Origin of the sequence: Nonomuraea sp. NPDC049646, from assembly GCF_044465525.1 — a bacterium.
In the GTDB taxonomy this organism is placed as follows: Bacteria; Actinomycetota; Actinomycetes; order Streptosporangiales; family Streptosporangiaceae; genus Nonomuraea.
In genome coordinates this window covers 31,778-49,511 of the sequence record NZ_JBITLU010000027.1, presented here as the reverse complement: position 1 = coordinate 49,511, position 17,734 = coordinate 31,778, and the positions used below count along the sequence as shown (strand labels likewise).

General features: G+C 68.3%; 9 protein-coding genes. 1 reads left to right on the top strand and 8 read right to left on the bottom strand.

What is annotated here, in order from left to right; all coding sequences use genetic code 11:
- Positions 1-5: 5 nt before the first annotated feature.
- The 3 genes from ACIBQ8_RS47245 to ACIBQ8_RS47235 form a co-directional block, all read right to left on the bottom strand.
- Positions 6-6,791 (bottom strand): polymorphic toxin-type HINT domain-containing protein, encoded by a 6,786-nt coding sequence (locus ACIBQ8_RS47245; protein ID WP_397195436.1) that lies wholly within the window; start codon positions 6,789-6,791, stop codon positions 6-8.
- Positions 6,792-6,865: 74 nt separating this feature from the next.
- Positions 6,866-10,864, bottom strand: coding sequence for a LamG domain-containing protein (locus tag ACIBQ8_RS47240; RefSeq protein WP_397195435.1), 3,999 nt, complete (start codon positions 10,862-10,864; stop codon positions 6,866-6,868).
- A gap of 299 nt (positions 10,865-11,163) precedes the next feature.
- A complete protein-coding gene (locus ACIBQ8_RS47235) occupies positions 11,164-11,352 on the bottom strand; it encodes a hypothetical protein (protein WP_397195434.1) in 189 nt (62 codons plus the stop codon).
- A gap of 155 nt (positions 11,353-11,507) precedes the next feature.
- Here ACIBQ8_RS47235 and ACIBQ8_RS47230 point away from each other — a divergent pair, with 155 nt between their 5' ends.
- Positions 11,508-12,656, top strand: coding sequence for an ISAs1 family transposase (locus ACIBQ8_RS47230; protein ID WP_397195433.1), 1,149 nt, complete (start codon positions 11,508-11,510; stop codon positions 12,654-12,656).
- Here ACIBQ8_RS47230 and ACIBQ8_RS47225 read toward each other — a convergent pair.
- The 5 genes from ACIBQ8_RS47225 to ACIBQ8_RS47205 form a co-directional block, all read right to left on the bottom strand.
- On the bottom strand, positions 12,646-13,218 hold the full coding sequence (locus ACIBQ8_RS47225; protein WP_397195432.1) for a sortase domain-bontaining protein: 573 nt from the start codon (positions 13,216-13,218) through the stop codon (positions 12,646-12,648). The genes ACIBQ8_RS47230 and ACIBQ8_RS47225 overlap by 11 nt on opposite strands.
- Positions 13,219-13,236: 18 nt before the next feature.
- Positions 13,237-13,545 (bottom strand): hypothetical protein, encoded by a 309-nt coding sequence (locus tag ACIBQ8_RS47220; protein ID WP_397195431.1) that lies wholly within the window; start codon positions 13,543-13,545, stop codon positions 13,237-13,239.
- Between the two features lie 42 nt (positions 13,546-13,587).
- On the bottom strand, positions 13,588-15,090 hold the full coding sequence (locus ACIBQ8_RS47215) for an ISL3 family transposase (protein WP_397195487.1): 1,503 nt from the start codon (positions 15,088-15,090) through the stop codon (positions 13,588-13,590).
- 322 nt (positions 15,091-15,412) lie between these two features.
- A complete protein-coding gene (locus ACIBQ8_RS47210; protein ID WP_397195430.1) occupies positions 15,413-15,934 on the bottom strand; it encodes a hypothetical protein in 522 nt (173 codons plus the stop codon).
- Between the two features lie 86 nt (positions 15,935-16,020).
- On the bottom strand, positions 16,021-17,734 hold a 1,714-nt coding region (locus ACIBQ8_RS47205; protein ID WP_397195429.1), incomplete at its 5' end, for a hypothetical protein.

Below are 17,734 nucleotides of genomic sequence, written 5' to 3'. Positions count from 1 at the left end.
TACCCCTAACAGATGGTTACTCTACACACATGTGTGCCTACTGGAACGCCGCGTAGCTGATTCCCGATCTGGGCACCCAGGCTTCTGTTGACAGAGAAGTTGAGTGGATTCATGTTGCTCACGTTGTCCGCACCACCGAGCTGCAGGTCCTTTGTGTGATCGACATCGTCGCCCGACGAAACGGAATTCCCAGCTTTCTTGTACCGGGAAGCGGCCGACGTGCCAGCCCGCTGAACTGTGGTGACTGTCAGGTTACCATCGGCATTCAACGCCGCAACCTTCGTGTCAGCCGCTGCCCTCTGCGACGCATCCCATCCCGGCTTGTACTTCAGGTTAAGATCGATTCCAGTGCCGGCACCACAATTGTGAACCAGCACCTTTTGATTGCCGGCACCGACATAGTACGTGTGTACACCGGCGACAGTCAGATTGTGGACGCGTAGCTGCGTCGTCCAATTTTGGATCTCTATGACCTGGGCCCACGCACCTCCAGAGGTACGGAGCCACGCGCCTGGCGTCAGTTCATCCGCTTCGATCCAGTTCTTGCGGGATTCATCCCAGAACAGGTGGCCGTCGGTGGCGATCACCATGCCGGTGGCCTGGCCCTTGTTGCCATCGGTGTCGACGGTGATCTGGACGAGGTTCTTCTTGCCTTCGCCGGTGATGACGTTCACGACGGGCCGTGAGGTTGTCTTGCCCGTCTTCGGATCGGTCGCCTTGACCTTGTCGCCGAGTTCGACCTTCTCGATGGGTTTGGTGCTGCCGTCGGCCATCAGGACGGCCGTGCCGGGGACGAAGCTGTTGGTCAGGCAGTTGGCCAAGGTTCGTTCGGCGACGGCGAGTTCGTCCTTGGCCTTCAGCCAGCCGACGAAGGAGTCCTTGGCCTTGACCAGCAGGCCGCCGACCTTCTTGCCGAGTTCGATGGCCTTGCCCCACTTCCAGGGCAGACCGTACTTGACCGCGGCCCTGCCGAGGACGCCGCCAGCCACCGAGGTGAGGACGTTGACCGCGGTCTCACCGCAGGCTGCCAGGTCGCCGGTGGTGAAGCAGTCGATGCCGGCAGTGAGTCCGACCTCGTCGGCAGCGATCTTCGCCAGCGCCACCACGGTCTGGATGATTTTCTGCTTCTCCGCCTCGACCTTGGTCTGGGCGGTGGCCACCGCCTGCTGGGCGGCCGCGGTGCCGGCGGCACGGCTACCGCTGGAGGTGGACGTGGGCGTGGAGGTGGACGGCTTGGTCGCGGGCTTGGGCTTGGGTTTCGGTGTGTAGGTGGTGTCGCCCGCCTCGCAGGAGGAGGCGCAGGCCGTCAGCAGGCCGGTGGGGTCGCTCCAGGTGAGCGGGTTGTTGCCGGCGTAGGCGTAGCCGTGGATCTGCTGGGGGTCGGTCAGGTCCATGACCGGGTCCACGCTGGCGAACCGTCCGAGGAGCGGGTCGTACTCGCGGGCGCCGAGATGGGTGAGGCCGGTGCTGTCGTTGATGCCGGTGCCGAGGAAGCCGTGGTCGCCGGGCCAGACGCCGGTCGAGCCGCGCAGCGCGCCGAAGGGCAGGGTACGGCGCAGCGACACGATCTGGGTGGCGCCCTGGACGGCCACCTGCCCGGTGCCCTGGTGGTCGGGGGCGAGGAAGCTGACCGCGCTGGCGCCGACGCGGACGGCGACGGTCTGGCCGTCCAGGTTGTAGTAGCGGGTGCCGGAGACGACGGTCGTCTTCTTCAGTTCCATGCCGAAGGGCAGGTACAGGGTGACGGTGGTGCCGTCGCGGCGGATCAGCCTGTTGCCGTCGGCGTCGTAGAGGTAGGTGCTGGTCTTGGTGCCGTCGGTGACCTTCTCCAGACGGCCCTCGGTGTCCCAGGTGAGTGTCTGGTTGGTCGCGCCGATCTTGCGGGTGGTGGTGTTGCCGACCTGGTCGTAGCCGAAGCTGTCGGTACGCGCGCCTGCCGCGCCGGTCTGGGTGACCGAGGAGAGCCGGTGCTGGCCCTGGCCGCCAGCGGGGTAGGTGTAGGTGCGGACGGTGTCGGCCGCGCCGCCCACGCCGTGCTGGGTCTCCTTCGTACGGTTGCCAGTGGCGTCGTAGGCGTAGGACTGCCAGTACGGCTGGATGCCGCCGATCACGCTGGAGGTGGGGGCGGTTGCGCAGTCGGTGTCGCCCTCGGTCCATGCCTCGGTCAGGCGGCGCAGGTAGTCGTAGCCGAAACACTGCGTGTCGGTGCCCGACTTGGACACGTCCGCGATGGAGGTGATGTTGCCGGCGGGGTCGTAGCGGTAGGTGGCCGAGCGGTCCACGCCGGTCTGGTTCTCGCGTTCCACCCGGGAGTTGGCCAGGCGCTGGGTGCCGAACTCGTAGGAGTAGGTGAACCAGGAGCGCTTGCCCGCCGTGGTGCCGACCTCGTACTGGCCCACCTTGCCGGTCAGGCCGTAGGTGGTGGCCGTCACGTAGGTGTTGAGGTTGGAGGTGAGGGTGGTGGGCCGGGCCAGTTCGTCGTAGCCGTAGACGGCGTTCTCGGCGTTCATGCCGCCGGCCTGCGGATAGCCGATGGACTGGACGGTGCCGTCCAGGTTGTAGCTGGTGCCGAATTGGTAGCTGCCGGCGAGCGTACCCTCGGCCGACGGGACGGTGACCGTGGTCTGTGTGGCCCGGCCCATCGTGTCGTAGGCGGTTACCGCGCTGGTGTACGCCTGCCCGGCCGACCAGCGGCTGGTGGAGGTGATCGCGCCCTTGCGCAGAGTGTCGTAGACGAACTCGGTCAGCAGGGTGCCGGTGGCCGAGCCGTCGCGCGTCTGGGTGACGCGGTCGAGGTCGTCGTAGCCGGTCCAGACGGTCTTGCCGCGGGCGTCCGTGCTGGAGGTGACGCGGTCGAGGTCGTCGTAGCTGGTCTTGGTGACGCCCTTGTCCGGGTCGGAGCTCTCGATCAGGCGGCCGCGCTGGTCGTAGGTGTACGTCCAGACGTTGCCGGATCCGTCGGTGACCTTGCCGACCCGCCCCGCCGGGGCGTAGCCGTAGGTGGTCGCGTCGTAGGCGCCGGTGGGGCTGTCGCCCTTGTACTGGCGCTTCTCGATCACCTGGCCACGCGCGTCGGTGATCGTCGTGATGGGAGTGCCGCCGGTCGGCGGATCCACGTGCACCCGGTCACCGCCGTAGCTGGTGGTGGTGCGCCACTTCTCCTGGCCGACGCCGTTGCCGGCCAGCAGCTTCTCGACCGTGACGCGGCCCAGGCCGTCGTACTCGTAGGCCGCCTGCGACTCCACACCGTCGGTCACCTTGAACAGCGACGGCTCTGGTGCGCCGGTGGCGTAGTAGGCGGCGTAGCTGCGGTCGACCAGGCCCCGCTCGTTGTAGAGGGTGTCGGTCAGCAGGCGGCCGCCGTTCGGGCCGGGTGACTGGGTCTGGCGCGGGCGCAGCAGGCCGTCCATGAGCGTGTAGCTCCACGGGCGGTAGCCGCCGGAGTTGTTCAGCGAGCGGGTGCCGACCGCGACGATGGCGCCGCTCTTGATCGTGTAGCTGTACTCGGTGTTGGCGTTCAGCCCGGCCGACTTGGGATTGTTCGGCAGCCAGACGCCGATGAGGCGGCCGAGCCCGTCGTAGGTCAGGTCGGTGCGCGACCCGGCCCCGTCGATGTTGGCGGTGGGCAGGCTCCATGCCGCGTCGAGTTCGGTCGTGGTGGTCAGCGCGGTCGCCGTGTTCCCGGCCTTGGCGGGAGGGGTGGTGCTGGCGATCGACGTGGCCAGGCCCTTCGCGGGCGTGTAGGCGGTGGTCGAGGTGCGTCCCGCCGCGTCCGTCGAGGTCAGCTCGCGGCCGTAGGCGTCGTACGTGGTGGTGCCGACCGTCGCGTACGTGGCCGTGGTGCCGTTGTGCGTGGCCAGCTTCTCGACCTTGGTGGACTGCCCCTTCGACGGCGCCGCGCCGAGGGTGCCGTTGTCGAAGTAGGTGCGGACGTCGGCGATGACCTGCTTCGAGCGGTCCGGGGCCGTGGCACAGCCCACAGAAACGGTCTCCTCGCGGGAGACGTAGTTGATCAGCCAGTCTCGGGTGTTGGGCGTCGCGTAGGTGATGCGGACGCACTGGTCGTCGGCCGCGGTGGCGACATCGCCCTTGTCGTCGGACTGGGTGCGCAGGCCATAGATGGTGTCGTACGCGTGGTCGACGCGGGTCTCGCGCCAGCCGCCCGCCTGCAGCGCGGTCCACGTGCGGGTGTTGCCGATGCCCGTCAGGGCCGCGGTGACGGTGCCCCAGGGCCGGGTGCGGCTGGCGGACTGGTGCCGCCACGGCGTGTTGACCGTCTTGGACACCACCGCGCCGCCGGGCTTGTCGTACGTGGTGGTCTTGAGCAGGAAGCCGTCCAGGCTCTCATGGTCGGTGTGCGTGCCGCCCTCGCCGTCGGAGACGGTCACGGTCTTGGTGTCCGAGCCGTCCTTGGTGGCCCGGTCGCCGTTCATGCCGCGCAGGTAAAGCGAGGTCTGCTCGGTCTTCATGCCGACCTCGGGGCCGCCGCCGGTGCGCGTGGTGACCTTGCCGTAGCCGCGCCACTGGCCCCAGGTCTTGTACTTCTCCTTGACCAGGCCGTCGTCGTCGTCGAAGTGCCAGGCCGCGCCGCCCTCATAGGCGTAGCTGGTGACCATGTCGGGCGCGAGCCCGGTCCGGTCGGAGGCGATCACCTTGGTGACCACGTACTTGTGGAACCAGTCCCGGACGGGGGTCGCGGTGCCGCCCGGCTCCCAGAACACCGGGAAGCAGCGCTTGCCGTTGTCCGAGGGCGCGGGGAGGCTGTCCAGGGTGCACTCGGGCTCGCTGTAGTTGACGTCCAGCTGGCCGCCGGACTCGTCGTAGATCGTCCCGAGCCGGTACTTGACGAACGGCGGGATGTCGTCGCCCTGCTTGTCCAGCCGGTTCATGAGCTGGACGTGGTTGAACGTGACCGGAGGCAGGCTAACCGGGGTGCCGGTGGCCAGACCGGTGTGCTGGATGGACTTCAGCAACAGCGCCTTGTCGGCGTCCGCCTCACCCCAGCTGTGGTCCAGCGCCCAGGAGTCGACCGGACGGTAGGAGCCGTCGGCCTTGAGAACGCTGGTGGTGACCTTGGTCAGGCGCTTACGGGTGAAGAAGGCGGGCGCGAAGACCTTCTCGCACTCGCCGTCGGCGTTCTTGCACTGCTGGTCCCAAGGCACGTCCGGCCACTGCTGCGGCTGGTTGTCGATCTTGTCGGGGGCGCAGTCGAACCCGGACTCGGGGATGCAGCGTTCGGCGACCTCAAAGTCGACCCGGCCCAGAGGCTTGCCGGTGTAGACGGCGTCGGAGCGCAGGCCATAGTCGATGTGGTCGAGCCAGGAGCCGCGGTCGTAGGGGGTGTCGTCCGCCTTCTTCAGGTTGCGGCCGTAGTGGTTGCCCTCGGCCTCGTAGTAGTACGCCATGGCGTTGCCGGACGGGTCCACGACGTAGTCGAGGTTCCAGCGGTAGGCCTGCTGGCACCAGGAGTCGGCGAAGCCGCCGCCGTTGCAGGGCTCGCCGGAGTTGTTGCCGAACACCGGGACGGTCAGGGCCGACTTGGTGGCGCCGCTGCCGTTCCAGCCGGGCAGGCGGTTCAGGCCAAAGAAGTACTGGGTGCCGTCGGTGGTGGTGATCCGCCAGTGCTCGCCGTTGTCGTCGCCGTTGGTGGTGCCCGTCAGATGTTCGACGCGGGTGCCGTCGTCGTCCTTGAGCTTCCAGACGTCCGAGCCGGGGGCGGTCTGGACGAGGTCGCCGCCCTTGCCGTTCCAGGTGAGGGTGGCGTTGGGGTAGGCCCAGCACAGGTCGCCGGGCTTCTCCAGGTCCGTGCCCTCGCCGTCGTCCTGGCAGGCCTTGTAGCTGCGCTCGATGAAGCCGGGGGAGAGCTGGAAGCCCTCACCCACCCAGGAGGTCTGGCTGTTGGTGTTGGCGGTCTTGCCGTCGACGCTGGCCGAGGAGTAGGAGACGGCCAGGTCCGGGGTGAGGTCGCCGGGCACGGGCGGCACGCGCATCGGGTAGGACCAGGTGAAGTCGCCCGTATTGGCGCCTGCGGACCAGGTCGCCGAGGACGACAGCGAGGTCGCCCGGTAGTCGCCCTGGCTGCCCGACGGCCCGGTGGTGGCGGCCAGCACCATCGGACCGCTCGCGGTCAGCGCACGCGCGTCCGCGGCGAGCGTGATCTCGCCGGTGAGCGTGCTCGCCGCAGGGTCGTTGGCGGACGCGATCGGCGTGGCCTGACGGCATTCCGGCTTGTCCGGGCTGGTCAGAGCGCAGGAAGGCAGGCTCACCAGGCGGAGCCGACTGCCGTACGAGCCGCCGTATGCGTGCTTGAACGACGAGTAGTCCAGCTTGATCTCGGCTCGGCCGGGCTGTCCCTCGCTCTGGGGCAGGCTGAAGAGCGGGCCGTCCAGGCCGACCCGCTGTGCGGCGGCCCGGTCGTGCACCTGGAGCTTCACCTTGCCGCCCGCGGCGGGCGCGGTGCTCTTGCTCTTCGGCGTGGCGGGGACGCTGAGCTGGAGAGGTGAGTCGCTGAGAGGAGCGCCCAGGTCCGCTTCCACCGTGACGGCGCGCGGCCAGTCGACGGTCGCTGGGATCGGGGTGTGCTTGGTAGCCGGATCCGGCTTGCGGTCGCGTACGGCCACCGGGCCGCCCTTGGCGACGCGGTCATGACTGGTGACGTCCGGCCGGCCGTTCTTCTGCGGTTCGGCGCTGACCGGTTGGGCGTGCAGGGTGGTCAATCCGACACCGCTGAGCGCGAGCACGGCCAGTGCCCGGATCCAGCGGTCTCGCCTGCGTGGCAGCGTGCTGCCCACGGGTTACCTCCAGAAAGCCTGTGTCAGGCGGGGAAAGGGGGGACGCGGGCTGGGCCCCTGAGGGCCCAGCGGCGTCAGGAGTTGGCGAGGAGTGTGATTTCCTCGGCGGTGAGGGCGCCCTGGTAGGCGTGGACCTCGTCGAGGGCGCCGGGGAAGGCGTTGCCGTAGCTGCCGCTGACGAACTTGGTGCGGCCGATCTGCAGCGCGCCGCTGCCGTTCCACGGGGTGTCGTGGGTGGCCGAGCCCTGCAACGAGCCGTTGACGTACAGGCTGACCTTCTTGCTGGTCGGGTCGTAGACGCCGGCCAGATGGGTCCACGTGCCGATGGCCGGCGCGGCTGTGGAGACGGCGGTGCGGGCGGCGGCGGTCGAGGTGTCGTTCGCCCTGATCCGCATGATCCAGCGCTGGGTGGCCTGCTCGTAGCCCAGGTAGAACGCGCTGCCTCCGGCGCTGTCCTGGGAGACGGCGGCGTGGTTGGCGGTGGCGCTGTCCGGCTTGACCCAGGCCGTCACCGAGAAGGCCCGGTCGGTCCGCACCGGTGAGGTCGAGCTGGCGTAGGCGCCGCCGGTCAGCTGGGCGGCGCAGCTTCCGCGTACGTCCTCCACCCAGCTCGCGGTGCCGTTGAGCGTGGCGTCGTGACCCTTGCCGGAGTAGTCGTAGACGGTGGTGCCGTCGCACTCGTCGAAGGTGAGGAGCAGTTCGGGCGCGGTGGGCGGGTATGTGGTGATCTCGGTGCTGTTGGCGAGGGTCTGGATCTGGCTCTCGCTCGCGATGCCGGTGAAGGCCCAGGTGTCGTCGAGCTGGCCGGGCCAGTACTCGCCGTACGCGCCGCCGGTCTTCGTCCGGCCGAGCTGCAGGCCCTTGGCGGCGCTGAAGGCCACCGTGTTGTCGCGGACCGACACCGACTCCTCGAGCTGGCCGTTCACGTACAGCCGCAGCTGGTCGGCGAACGCGTCGTACACCACGGCGAGGTGGTCCCAGGAGGAGTTGGTCTGGAAGCGGGGGTGGCTCGCGGTCTGGGACACCGCGCCGGTGGCGTCCTTGTCCGGCACGTCGATCTGCCAGGCGCCCTGGTTGGCCGGATCGGCCGGGTCGGGCACGTAACGCAGGGTGAAGGCGCTGTTGACGTTGCCTTCCTCGCTCAGCACGGCGACCGGCTTCTGCGGTCGTCCCGCCGTGCTCGCCCAGGTGGCGACGGTGAAGCTCTCGCCGGTGTTGACGACCGGGGCGGCGGTGGCGGCGTAGCCGCTGGTCCCGTTCAGCGTCAGGGCGCCGGTGCCGACGGCGACGTTCGCCGTGCTGATCGAGGCGCCGCCGCCCAGGGCGAGGTTGCGGGCCTTGCCGCTGTCGTCGCCGGAGACGGCGGGGGTGCCGGAGGCGGAGTTCAGCTTCCAGCGGGCGGCCACGGTGGGGTGCGTGGTGAACAGGTCACGCGCTTCGGTGCCGGTGACCACGCGGTCGTACAGGCGCACGTCGTCGATGGAGCCGCCGAACAGGGTGCCGGGGGCGCCGCTGTAGGCGCCCGAGCCGATGAACACCGGGCCGGTGGCGTTCCAGCCGGAGGTGAAGGCGGTGCTCTCGGTGAGTGTGCCGTTGACGTACAGGCGGAGCTGACCGGCGGTGGCGTCGTAGACGCCGACCAGGTGCTGCCATTCGCCGCCCTGCGGGGCGGCGGTGCTGTTGACGCGGACGCCGGTGGCGGTGCTGGTGTCGGTGGTGGTGCGCATGAAGCTCCACCGGTCATAACCGGGCGAGTAGAACAGGTCGAAGCCGGACTTGACCGCGCCGGCCTGGGCCATCACGTTCATCTGCTTGCCGGGCTTGGACGTGGCCAGACGCACCCAGGCGGCGATCGAGAAGCTCTTGCCGGTGTCGAGGGCCGGGCCTGCGGTCTTGGCGTAGACGCTGGTGCCGTCCAGGTCGAGGGCGGTGCCGTCGGCGCCGGGGATGCCGAGGGTGGCGTTGCCCGTGAGCGTGGCCGGGATCTGACCGGACAGGGTGGTGGAGCCGCCCGGGTCGTCCATGTTCCACTCGGCCTTGGCCGGGGTGCCGGCCTTGACGCGGAACAGGTACTGGGCCACGGCGCTGGCGTTGCCGGCCGCGTCCAATGCCTTGACCCGCAGGAAGTTCACGCCCGCCGTGGACGGCATGACGCTGACCGTGACCGGGCCGCCGCCGGTGGTGGTGCGCTCGAAGGCCGACGACGGGTCGGTGTTGAGCCCGATCTGGTACTTCACCACGTCGGTGGCGTCGGTGTCGATGGTGAAGTCGCCGTACCTGCCGACGCCGTCGAGCCAGGGGTCGTCCGGGTTGTCCGGGTCGGATTCCGGATAGGCCGTCGAGGTGATGGTCGGGGCGGCGGTGGCGGCGGTGTCGTACAGGAAGGTGCAGAAGACGGCGCCGGTGCCCTCACTGCTGTAGGCGCTGTAGGTGGTGCCGTCGTAGGAGCGGGCGTCCCAGGAGAGCGTCTTGCCCTGCGGCGGGTTGAGCGTGGCCGGGATCGTCATCTGGAACTGGGAGCCGGACGCCTTGGCGTCGGTCAGCGGCGAGGTCCACTTCAGCGCGCCGTCCCAGAACAACCGGAACTGGCCGCGGACCTTGGCGGCGTCCTCGGTGTCGGCGTCGCGCAGGGTCGCGTACAGGACCGGTAGCTTCTGCAGCTTGGGGCCGTTCGGCGACACGCAGGCGCCGCCGGGGTTCATGCTCAGGTCGGCGGGCTTGGGCTGCTGCGGCGGGGTGTTGTAGTTGACCCGCAGGTACGCGTCGTCGCCGAACCGCTTCCAGCCGATCATGTCGCTCTCGTTGGCGGCGCGCAGGCCGAAGGCCATCCGCGACTGCCCGGCCGCCAGCGCCTTGGTCAGACCCGCCTTGGCGTCGAACTCGACGTTCTTGGCCGGGCAGGTGGCGTCGTGACCGTAGGCCACGTCACGCGAGTCGAGCTGCTGTCGCCACCAGCCGGACGTCTTCTGCTTGTCCCAGTCCAGGGCGTCGGCGAAGTTGTCGGTCCACCACAGCTGGACGGACCGGCCCTCGCACGAGGCCGACCAGACCTCCTTGGCCTGGAACTCGGCCGAGATGACGGTCTTGCCGGCGTACGCGCCGATCGGCATCTCGTAGTGCAGGCGCTTGACGTGGTTGCTGCCGCAGCGCGAGTCGAGGCTGGTGCTGCAGTAGCCCATGCCCTCGTCGTTCTTGCCCTTGAACTTGTAGTAGGACGTGGACGGGAAGGCGCTGGTGGTCATCGCCCACTCGTTGGCCTGCTCGGTCTTGAACACCGGGTCGATGTAGACGGGGAAGGTGGTGTTCGCGCCGGTCAGCAGGCTCTGGTCGGGCACCAGTGACAGGTTGTCCTGGGTGACCTGGACGCCGAGCTCGGCCACCTTGGCGCCCTCGCCCGGGCCCTCGGCGGAGCTGACCTGGCCGGGTGCCGCCGGAGCGGCCTTGAGCGTACGGGCCGTCGCGGCCTGGGCGGGCGCCGAGTCCCACATCAGCGGGGTGGGCGCCCGGAACACGCCGGCTCCCGAGGCCGTGTCGACCGCCGACACCGCGCCGGTGTCGTCCTTCCTGGTGGTCAGCCCTTTACCGGACAGGCTGTAGCTGAGCTGGGACAGCGCGGGGTTCGCGGCTGCCTCGCGGGTCTTGACGACCAGGACGTGGGAGAAGCCGTCCACGTCGGCGCGTGCTCGCAGGTCCACGCCGGGCAGTACGTCGGCGTAGACGGCGGTGTCGCCGTCCAGGGTCGGCGCCGGCAGCGTGTTGTTCCAGCCGAGCGCCAGTTCCCGGCCGGCCAGGCCCATCGTCGCCAGCGGCGCGTCGCCGCCGGTGGAGAAGCGCAGTTCGACGGTGGAGGCCACCGGGCCGATGGAGCCGTCGGCCTTCTTCTCCAGGCGGGCGTCGGTCCTGACCCAGCGGCCGGCCTGGCGCGTACGGACCGGACGCAGGTGTTCCACGGCGGTGTAGGTGCCGTCGCTGTTGGCGAACACCTCGCGGGACTCGCCACGGAAGGCGCCGATCTCGACGGGCTTACCGGTCTTTTGGGCCAGCTTCAGCGCTGCGGCTTCGGTGGCCACCATGGTCTGCGTCGGGTCGGTCTCCGCATAGGCCGCGGAGGGGGCGACTGCCGCCAGAGGCAGCTGAAGGAGGGCGAGCGTCAGCGCCCCCGTCAGCGCAGCGGATACACCGCGCGTATTGATCACTTAATTTCCAAACAAGAGCAAAGAGGACGTAAAGCGGCGATAAAATTAGCAGCTCAGAGGGCTGTCCTCGTGCCGGGAAACGTCGCGGTTATCGATCAAGAAACAGGCGGGAAGTCCTGTCTCGCCGATCGTTTCGGTGGGTCGGCATGCTCTTGATCGTGATTGTCACAGATATGTCACAGTTGGGGGCTGGCCTGCAGGAAGCTGGCGAACACGATCACGTTGTCCGCGTAGCTGCGCGACGTGGTATCGAAGGCGCCGCCGCAAGTGATGATGCGCAGGGCCGGATTCGACGTCGAGCCGTAAACCTGGGCGCTCGGAAACGCCGTTTTGGCGACCCTTTCGACTCGGTCGACGACGAACACGTCACGCCTGCCGCAGGGCTAAAGCGTTCTCGGCTGGTGGACGCAGGACGCGGCTGGGTGGCTGAGGGGCACCCCCCGGGCACAAATGGCAAACGCGACCCCCGATGATCGTCGGTTGTCTAAGCCAGTCGATCAAGAACAGGGGCCGCGTTCGCGTGCCATCATCCCCGATCGACGTGCTCGCCCGCGACCGGGAGCACGTCACCGTCGCCGACCCGCCGACCGACCTGCTCGATCTGCCCACCCTGGCCGAGATCCTGGACGTCGTCCCCGACCCGCGCAGCCGCCGGGGACGCCGCTACCGGCTCGGCCCGCTCCTGGCGTTATCCCTGCTCGCCGTACTCGGCGGAGCGACCTCCCTGGTGAAGATCACCCGGTTCATCGCCGGATACGACCCAGACCTGCGCGCCCGAGCCGGCTTACCCGGCACGGTACGGCTGGCCGCCAGCACCCTGGGACGGCTCCTCGCCCGCCTGGACGGCGACGCCTTCGATGCCGCCACCTGCACCTATCTGGCCTCGCTCGCTGACTGTGCCCCGCCCGCCGCCACGAACGGCCGGCCCTCAGGCCGAACCGAGCTCGCCGGCCTGGCCGTGGACGGCAAGACCCCGCGCGGCAGCCGCACCAGCGAAGGCGTGACTCATCTGCTGGCCGCCACTCGTCATGACACCCAGATCGTCGTGGCCCAGCGGCAGATCGAGGCCAAGAGCAACGAGATCCCCGCGTTCACGCCCCTGCTGTCCGGGCTGGATCTGTCCAGCGTGGTGATCACCGCCGATGCCCTGCACACTCAGCACTCCCACGCCCAGCAGATCGTCACCGCCGGCGGCCACTACCTGTTCATCGTCAAGGGCAACCAGCCCACGCTGCTGAGCCGGCTCAAGGCCCTGCCCTGGCGCGAGGCGATCCTCAACGACCGCACCGACGAGACCGGGCACGGCCGCCGCGAGATCCGCCGCATGAAGATCTGCACCGCCCGCCCGGGACTACCCTTCCCGCACGCCGCTCAGGCGATCCAGGTCAAGCGCCGCCGCACCGACCGCAGAACCGGCAAGACCACCATCGTCACCATCTACGCTGTCACCAGCCTCCCACCCGGTCGGATCACACACGCCCAGCTCGCCACGCTGATCCGCGGCCACTGGAGCATCGAGGCCCTGCACCGCACCCCGAATCATGGCCGGCCTCCGCAACCTGGCCATCGGCCTGACCCGCCTGATCGGCTGGACCAACATCCCGCCGCCACCGACCACTACCGCAGCCACCCCGCCGACGGCCTTCAACTACTTGGTTTCACAACATGAGAACGCTTCGGCCCTGACGCCTGCCGTCCGTATGGGCCACTGTGATCCGATCCTGTGGCCGCAATTCCTTCAGGCGCGCGAAGACCGCCGGAGCGGTTCGGGTGTCCACATGGCCGAGCAGGACGGCTGGGCCCACCTCGCCCGGTGACGGGCCGAGGCCGTACCAGCCCACCAGGTTCTCCTCGTCCAGAGGGGGCGGCTCGATCACCCCGCCGGCGTCCAGGCCGACCTGGACGATCGGCGCTGACACGTCGATCGCCTCGATGTCCAGCCGGGTGGGCGGGGCCATGGCCTCGGCGGCCGAGGGCGGGGACGGTTGCGCCGCGGGCGGAGGAGGCGCGGGTATGACGACGTACTGCGGGGGCGGGGACGCGGACGCGGATGCGGCGTCGGCCAGGACCCGGTAGGTCATCGCCAGCGGGGTGCCGACCAGGACGATCACTCCGGCAATGATCATCACCAGGAGAAGGCGTTCGGCTTCCTGCCCGGCGTCCCCGAGGCGGGCGACGGAGGACAGGCCGCCGGTCGGCTTGCCTTCGCGGCAGCGAGGAAGACCAGCCACGAGTACTCCGAGTGCCGGTCAGAGTCCATGCACGCGCCTGCGCCTCAACTCCCAGCCGATGCCGATCGCCAGCAGCAGCACGACGCCGCCGCCCGCCACGTACGGGAGAGGATCCGGCGCGGCCAGGCCGCCACCTCCGGTCGGCGCGCCACCCACGGGGGTGACGACGGCGCCGCCCTGATCGGTGTCCGTGGGTTCTGCGGTCACCGTGACCGTAGGAGTGGGGGTCGGGGTGGGTGTACTCGACGGCGTGGCGGTGGTCGCTGCTTCAGTGCCCTTGACGGTGACGGAGCCCAGGGCGGGGGCCGAGGCGTCGGCGGTGCACACCGTTTTCCTGGGCTCTGTCTCAGATTCGGTGGTGACGGAGAGCTAGGCCAAGAGAATGCGGTGGCGGAGCAGCGTGAAGCCGGCTCGGCCGTGCATCTGGCGCATGATGCGTTTGGTCTTGGTGTTCACGCCTTCGGCGCCGCCGTTGTGGAAGGGCAGGGTGATGGCCGCGCGGACGGCGTCGCGGTCCTGGTCGAGGCCGCGGATGAAGGCGTGCAGGTGAGGGAGGTTGGCGGCGCGGGCGGTGGTGATCCACGCATGCAGCTGGTCGGCGTTGTCTTCGCGTGGCCGGAGCAGGTCGGCGAAGCTGCGGACGAGTTCGGCCAGGTCGATCATCTCGGGGCAGGTGGTGGTGAGGTCGTCGAGCAGGCGCCTGTGCTCGTCTTTGAGGTTGTCGGGCTGGGTGAGCAGGAGGCGGGCGAGGCGGCGGGGTGCGATGGGCAGGCGGTCGGCTTCGACGCGGCCTTGGGTGATGTAGCGGTAGAGCATGTTGAAGCTGCCCGGGTAGCCGAGGGCTTTGATCTCGTTGAACAGGTGCAAGACGGGGACGGCAGGGTTTTCGGTGCGGCGGCGCCGCAGGTGGTCGCGGTAGGGATCGACGAGGGTGGGCCGGTACTGCGGAGCGCGTTGCAGGCGTTCGGGTTCGGGCACGCGGGCGTAGCGTTTGACGGTGTTGAGGCCCAGGTTTAGCCGGCGGGCGCATTCCAGCAGGCCGACGCCTTTGCTGAGCAGGTCGTGGATCTGCTGCCAGCGCTCGCGGGTGGTCTGCGCGCGTTTGCCGTCCTTGATCGGGGGTCCGGCCTTGGCCCAGCAGGCGCTGTGCCCAGCGACTTCCTTCGTGACGGCCTCGCCGAAGTTGTGCCACAGGTGCCACCGGTCGGCGACCTGGATGGCGTCCGGAAGTGCGCGGCGGATCGCTTCGGCGTAGGCGCCGGAGCCGTCCCGGCACACGATCTGCACCCCGGGATGGGCGCGCAGCCAGGCTTCCAGGACGTCGGCGGTGCGGCCGGGCAGGACGTCGATGCGCTCGCGGGTCTCGGCGTCGATCAGCACGGTGGCGTAGCGGTGACGTCGACGCAGCGCGAAGTCGTCCACGCCCAGCACGCGGGGGATCCGCGGTGGAGGCAGGGGCAGACGCAACAGCAGGCGCAGGGCGGTATGCCGCGATATGCGCACGGCCAGCGCGGATAACGCTCTCTTGCCGGCACGTCCGGCCAGCTCACGAACCACTGCGCCGATTTGGGAGGTCAGGCGATGGGTGCGGCGTTGGTAGCGCTCCAGCACCTTAGGCACCTGCTCCCGGAAGGTCTGGCAGCAACCGCGGGTCGGACAGACCAGGCGGCGGATCCGCACCACCACCATCACCCGGCGGGCGTCGATCGGGACATCGGCCACACAGCGCTGGTGATGGCCGTGAACCCGCGCCGTCTCGGCCCCGCAGCCTGGACAGGCGACCGAGCCGTCCGGGGTTCGGGCACGTACCCGAATCTGCTCGCCCTCGTCCGCCACGTCTTCTACGACCAGCGGCGATAATCCCGAAAACACCGTACACACAAGATCGTCCACACCGAGTACAACTTAGCGTGACGTTGCGGCACCTTTGGTCACCACCGAATGTGCGACAGAGCCGTTAGCTAGACAGACCCCCATGTGACGAGCTATGACGTGGTACAGGTTCTGCCTGTCCTGGCGGAGGCGTTCGAGGACAACAAGACGCCTGCGACACCCGCGGCGCTGAACGGCTCGGAGGTGCCTGGCGGGATCTCGGCACCGGGGTCGTTCCTGCCGGAACCTATTCCCACCCGAACTGCTGCGGACAACATGGAGCAAATGATCGCCGCCGAGCTGAGTGCTTCGCCCGAGGTGCTTAGGGCAACGGCCTCTTGGCAAGCTGATCCAGAGGAGGCTCAGGAGTGTTCACGGGCCAGAACTGGAACCGCCACTCCTCCACACCTTCCGGCAGCATGTCGACGGGAGAGCTCGGGTTCTCACCAGGGCGCACCTGTGCCCGAACCCACCACTCCCAGTTCTCCAGGCGTAGATCGAGGAAGGGGCACCACACGCGACCGCACACCTCGTCGAGGCAGGCGAAGCCGGAGCTGGAGAAGAACCGGGCTGTGCGGCTGCGAGCCCACCGCTCCTCGCCGCCAGGAGGCTCACAATCCCACAGTTCCATCGAAGCCTGCGCCTTGTGGAAGCCAGCGCCGCTGATGACGATTGCCCGGTTCGCCGTCGCGGCGAACCAGTTGTCCATGTCGGCCTGCTGGGCCGTGTCGTCCCACGACGGCCATCCCGGCGGGGTGGCGTAGCCGCCCATCCACGAGGCGAGCAGGAACTGGGAGTGGTCGACGTCGACGGTGTCGCGAACGACGTCGAGGGGTTGCAGCATCGTCGTGCTCCTGCAAGAGGGCAGGTGCCCGGCCCAGCACCCCGTCGCGGGCGTTGGAACCGGGCACCTGCGAGCCAGTCAGATGGTCACTCGGGCGTAAAGTCAGGGTTCATGCGCTCGCCGTTCTTATTGTAGAGACGGATGAAGAAGGCGTCATCTGCAATGATCCGGTCGTTCGCGTAGAAGTGTCCGAGCCCGCCGCGAGCGGTTCCACCCCATCTTCCATTCTCGTCCTTGGGGATCGGCAGGACGCTGAAATTGACGCCGGCCTGGTATGACCGGACGTCTCTCGGCCGATGCTCCTGCCACCAGATCCAGGCACCCTCGTACGTGGACTGGAAGGGGTATTCATCGCACTCCAGACCAGCTGCCACCCACGGGTACGGATGGTTCCCGGTGAAGGTGGACGGATAGTAGTGCCAACCGCAGGTCATGGCTGAGCGGTAGTAGTTGTTCGCCTTTCGCGCGCTGTTCGGGAGGATGCGGTGGAGCGGGTCGGCCTTGTAGAAGCCGTTGATCTTTTTCGGGACGTCGCGTCTGAGCCAGTTGGGCCACGCCTTTGCCGGGCTAGAGGTGTTGGGCACCGTGTCGTTCGGCCTGGCGAACGCCTTGTAGATGTGGCTGTAGGCATTGGGGTTTTGGCTTTCCTTGAGCGCGATCGACGGCGTCACATGGTCAAAGATGCAGCCTGTGGTACCTGCGAAGATGTAACTTGCGGAGTCGCATCGGATGGTCTGGATGGGGTGCGGCGCCTCGGTGGAGTACAGACCCGGCGAGGAGAGGGTGAGCCGTGTATTGCAGACAGCCACGTTTTCCAGGTTGTCAGCGCCGGGGCTGATCTCCGGCAGGGACTCGAATTTGAAGGACACCTTCTTGTCCCACCAGAACTCTCCGGTGCCGCCCTTACCCGTATAGGAACTCTGGGTTCCAGGGGCGACCCGGCAGGAATGCGCCTGCGGATATCCGGTCCCCTTCATGCCGATGGTGAATTGGCGGCCGGCGAAGAGGGTTCCCTTCTCTACGTTCACGGTCTGGACGAGGACGTCGAATTCGATGAAGCGTTTCCCGTTGAAGGTCCGTCCGATCATCGTGGTGGGGAAGGAGGCTTTGTCGGTGACCGTCCTCTTCCCGTTAGCGTCGATTCTCTCCCGGACGAGGACACCGTCATAGGCGGTACACCAGGAGAAGCGATTCCTGGTGTAACCTCTGGGGTTGATTCTCCTCCCGTTCTCGTAGCGGTAATTGGCTCTGTCGGGATGCTCCCAGCACTCCCACTCGTCCTTGATCCTGTCGTAGGGGTCGTCATCGGGCGCGGCGGCCCTGGCCACGGCGGCTCCCGACTGGGTGTCGACAGTGAGGGCGTTCCAGTTTGTCCAGGCGCCGTTGACGCCGGCGGCGGTGGCGCGTGCGCGCCAGCGCAGTTTCCATCCATCGCTCAGTTTGCCGCTGGGAACCGTGACGGAGCCGGTGGAGCCTTGTGCTGTTGAGGTCGAGGTGCCGGACCAGATCAGGCCGCTGCCTTGGCTGGTGGCGGTCGGGTCGTGCTCGACCTCTACGGTGTATGTGGCGGGTCGGGCTTCGGGGTCGGTGTGCCGGATGTAGAAGACCGGGGTCAGTTTGCTTGTGACCTGGCCTTCGTCGTCGCTGGTCGGACTCACATAGGCCAGGCTCACCTCCGGTTTTGAGACATCCACCGTGAGCGTGTTCCAGTTTGTCCAGGCGCCGTTGACGCCGGCGGCGGTGGCGCGTGCGCGCCAGCGCAGTTTCCATCCATCGCTCAGTTTGCCGCTGGGAACCGTG